Here is a 3,510-nt window from a genome sequence, read left to right as displayed (position 1 = left end):
TGGAAAAGGAGATAGGTTTAAATGTCTTCGCCAAAGCTCTACCATACACATCGTATCCAGCATCATACGATGATAATTGACTGAATATTGGCTAAAACTACCATCATTTTCTATCAGGTGAAATACTCGGTTCTTTAGCCATTTGCGGCCTAATTTATGCCAGCTTTTTCCTTCATTTACCCCCACTAGTTCTAACCAACTGCCGCCAATAAAAAGCGCAGCTGCTTCGGATGTGCCATGATTGTTGTCCTGTGCAACCGCGTAACTCAAAGTAGCGGCGATACGTTGCAAATGCAGCTTAACCAAATCAATTAAACCTTGAGCGGGATTTTGTGTTTGTTCGAGAATTAAAGCTGCCATGGCAAGGTGCATCACTCGAATAGATGCCTCTTGACCACATTTCCAATTAGAACCACAATAGGGCGGATTATTAATACACCAGTCTTCTAGCCAATTATTCATCCGGTCAAGCTGACTGTGGTCATTTGCCTTCACTTTTTGAGCGAAAGCCAAAACCCAGTTGAACCGTGATGCCTCCCAAATAACTTTAATATCGCCAACCGACCCATCAAAATCAAGGATACGCCACCACTCCAAAGTAGAAGTGTTAAAGCTTTTGCTAGTGAAGGGATTAAAATACCAATCCGGAGGCTCAGTTTTCAACTGTCTTGGCATCCAGCCAAAATACAATGCTCGTTCTTGCCAATCATCAGAACAAGGCGGACAGTTGCTTTTAAAGTAGCCCCTTTGAAAAAAGGGGGCTTTAGGTATGCTGGCACTTAATTGTTGAACAGGATGAAGCCGGAATTTAATACTTAAGCGATAAAAGATTACACGAATTAAATTTGGTATTCCTAAAGCGAAAGCTGTTCTGCCTTTTATTAACAAATCAATCATTGAGTTCGAAGTAAGTCAGCCGCCTTGATGGTGACCTTAGCTACCTCGAAAATTTCTTCTACTGGAATCGGTGTGGCAAGGCCTTGTTCTATGGCGAGTAAAAAAGCAGCCGCACAGGCTCTTTGTCCCTTATCCTGTTTCCATAAATTCATTTTCGAAAATCCAGTCCAGCCGTAACCTTTAAGCTTACGAAAGTTATCTAATTGGAGGACACGTCCAGCCGAAAATACCTCGATGCGTTCTTTTGAAAAACTGGCAGCACCATTGGCGAAATAGTGTATGGTGCCAAATGAGCCATCTGCAAACCCTAGAGTAATGGATGCCTTATCCTCACTGATTTTTAGTTCAGGAACATCACCCATACGGCGAGCTTGCACAGAAATAATCTCGCTACCCACCAAAAAGCGCATTAAGTCGATAAAGTGACATGCTTCACCAATGATACGCCCACCACCTATTGAGTTATCCTGTGTCCAATGATTTGCTGGAATAGCTCCTGCGTTCATCGTCATAATTAATGACTTAGGCTCTTTAACAGACTGTAAAAGCGATTTCATTTTCTGGATCTGCAGCGAAAAGCGACGATTAAAACCAACCATCAGATGTGGTTTTTTACCCGCATTATGGGCGGCTTGGTAGGCATCTTTAATTTCAGCCAGTTCATCCAGTTCAATCGCTAGCGGTTTCTCAACAAACACATGTTTTCCAGCATTAAGTGCCTGGATAACAAATCGGGCATGGCTTTCATGACGCGTGACAATGGCCACAGTATTGATAGTTTTATTCGCCAACATCGCCTCGACGTCAGTCGATGCTTCGGCAAAACCTGCTTTTGCGCCATGAATAACCCCGTTGATACCACCAGCAGTGACAATAGTATGAAGTTGACCTCCCGCTGCTTTGAAAGCAGGAATAAGTATACGTGAAGCGTAGTTACCGGCACCGATAAAACCAAGCACAGGCATATTGGCATTAAAACTAACATTTTCTCGTAGCGCTATTTGCTTAACATTACGCTCAGATACCTCGGAACTATAGTGGAGCAAAATACCTAGCGCAGATTTGTCCTCGGTAAGTAATTGATAAGCTTTTGGTGCATCTTCAAACGCATAGCGATGGGTAATGAGTGGCTTAACATCAATCTGTCCACCAGACATCATGTCCAGAACCGCCTCAAAGTTACGTTGCTCAGTCCAACGGACAAAGCCATATGGGTAATCTTGGCCTTTATCTTCATAGATCGGGTCATATCGGCCAGGGCCGTAAGAACAAGACACTTGGAAAGTTAGTTCTTTTTCATAAAAATCGGCACGGCTGAGTTCAAGCCCCGTCACACCAACCAATACGATACGTCCCCGTTTACGACACATCTGAGCTGCCTGCATTACTGGATCAGATGACTTAGTTGATGCGGTAATAATTACCGCATCAACTCCATGGCCCCTACTAAACGCCATACCTGCTGAAACCGGATCTTCGCCTTTGCCAGGATTGCAGGTGTCAGCGCCGAACTGATGCGCTAGCTTGAGCTTTGAATCATCAAAATCAATAGCTAATACCCGACAACCCTGTGCTCGCAGCAATTGTACAGTGAGCAAGCCTATCAATCCCACGCCAGTTACAACTATTGCCTCTCCTAAGGTGGGTTGCGTTAGGCGAATTCCTTGTAACCCGATACTGGCTACTACGGTAAATACCGCTTCTTCATCAGTTACATTATCAGGAACTAATGCACACAAATTTTGGGGTACTTTCACAATATCTGCGTGAGGACCATTAGAAATCACTCGGTCGCCGATCTTGTAACCATCAACGCCTTTGCCAATTTCAAAGACAAAACCAACATTGCAGTATCCCAGTGGCAAGGGTTGCGACAGTTTGGATTGAACAGCCTCAATGGTGGTAACTAAGCCATCGGTTTGGATTTTATCCAGTACCATTTTCACTTTTTCAGGTTGTTGATGAGCTTTTTGGATATAGGAAGATTTTCCAAAATCAACTAGCATCCGTTCCGTACCGGAAGAAACTAAACTTAATTGTGTATTTATCATTACACAACCAATGCTGTTAATTGGAGCCGGTGAATTAGTGATTGTAGTTTCACCGTTGCTCATGTTTTGTAAAATTTGCTTCATTTAAGGCACCATTTAAAAAATAATCTACTAGAGAAATTTTGAGCAAGCCATACAAAAACTAAACCAAACGAGAGAATGACAAACGGCCCATATAAAGAGCCTCTAGCCATCATCATGTAAACGTAAGAAAACAGCCCCCAAATTGCAAAAAAAGCCCATCCCCTATAGAGCTTTAAGATTGGAACAGTAAGCAATAGTAAAGATGCAGAATATATAAGCCAAGGAACTATAAACCATCCCCCGTCAGCATAAATAGAGCCAAAAAAAGTTGGATGCATCGAGCCTACTTTACCTAACATATACTCATAGTACATAACATACTCAAAATCGTCTGGTTTTATATTAAAAAAATCCCAAAAGCTAGGTAGCCAAAAAAACAATAATCTTTTGAAATAAGAAAACTCATTAAATCCTTGAATTGAAGTGGAATTTTGAACGAAATAATAATAAGCAAATCGTAAGTCGGACTCACTAGAAC

Annotated in this window: 3 protein-coding genes; all 3 read right to left on the bottom strand. The window is 42.1% G+C overall.

Translation table 11 applies throughout. The features are described from left to right. On the bottom strand, positions 1–897 hold an 897-nt coding region (locus ABL924_RS18175), incomplete at its 3' end, for a heparinase II/III family protein (protein ID WP_349028507.1). Then, a complete protein-coding gene (locus tag ABL924_RS18170) occupies positions 894–2,948 on the bottom strand; it encodes a bi-domain-containing oxidoreductase (RefSeq protein WP_349028506.1) in 2,055 nt (684 codons plus the stop codon). The genes ABL924_RS18175 and ABL924_RS18170, both read right to left, overlap by 4 nt. An 80-nt stretch (positions 2,949–3,028) precedes the next feature. Beyond that, a partial coding sequence (locus tag ABL924_RS18165) for a hypothetical protein (protein ID WP_349028505.1) occupies positions 3,029–3,510 on the bottom strand: 482 nt, incomplete at its 5' end.

Source organism: Methyloglobulus sp., from assembly GCF_040079455.1.
In the GTDB taxonomy this organism is placed as follows: Bacteria; Pseudomonadota; Gammaproteobacteria; order Methylococcales; family Methylomonadaceae; genus Methyloglobulus.
The sequence above is the reverse complement of the archived record's forward strand: the minus strand, read 5'-3'. Positions and strand labels throughout refer to the sequence as shown.

Coding starts and splice junctions, on each gene's coding strand:
- ABL924_RS18170 (WP_349028506.1), bottom strand. CDS start 2,948: ATGATAAATACACAATTAAGTTTAGTTTCTTCCGGTACGGAACGGATG.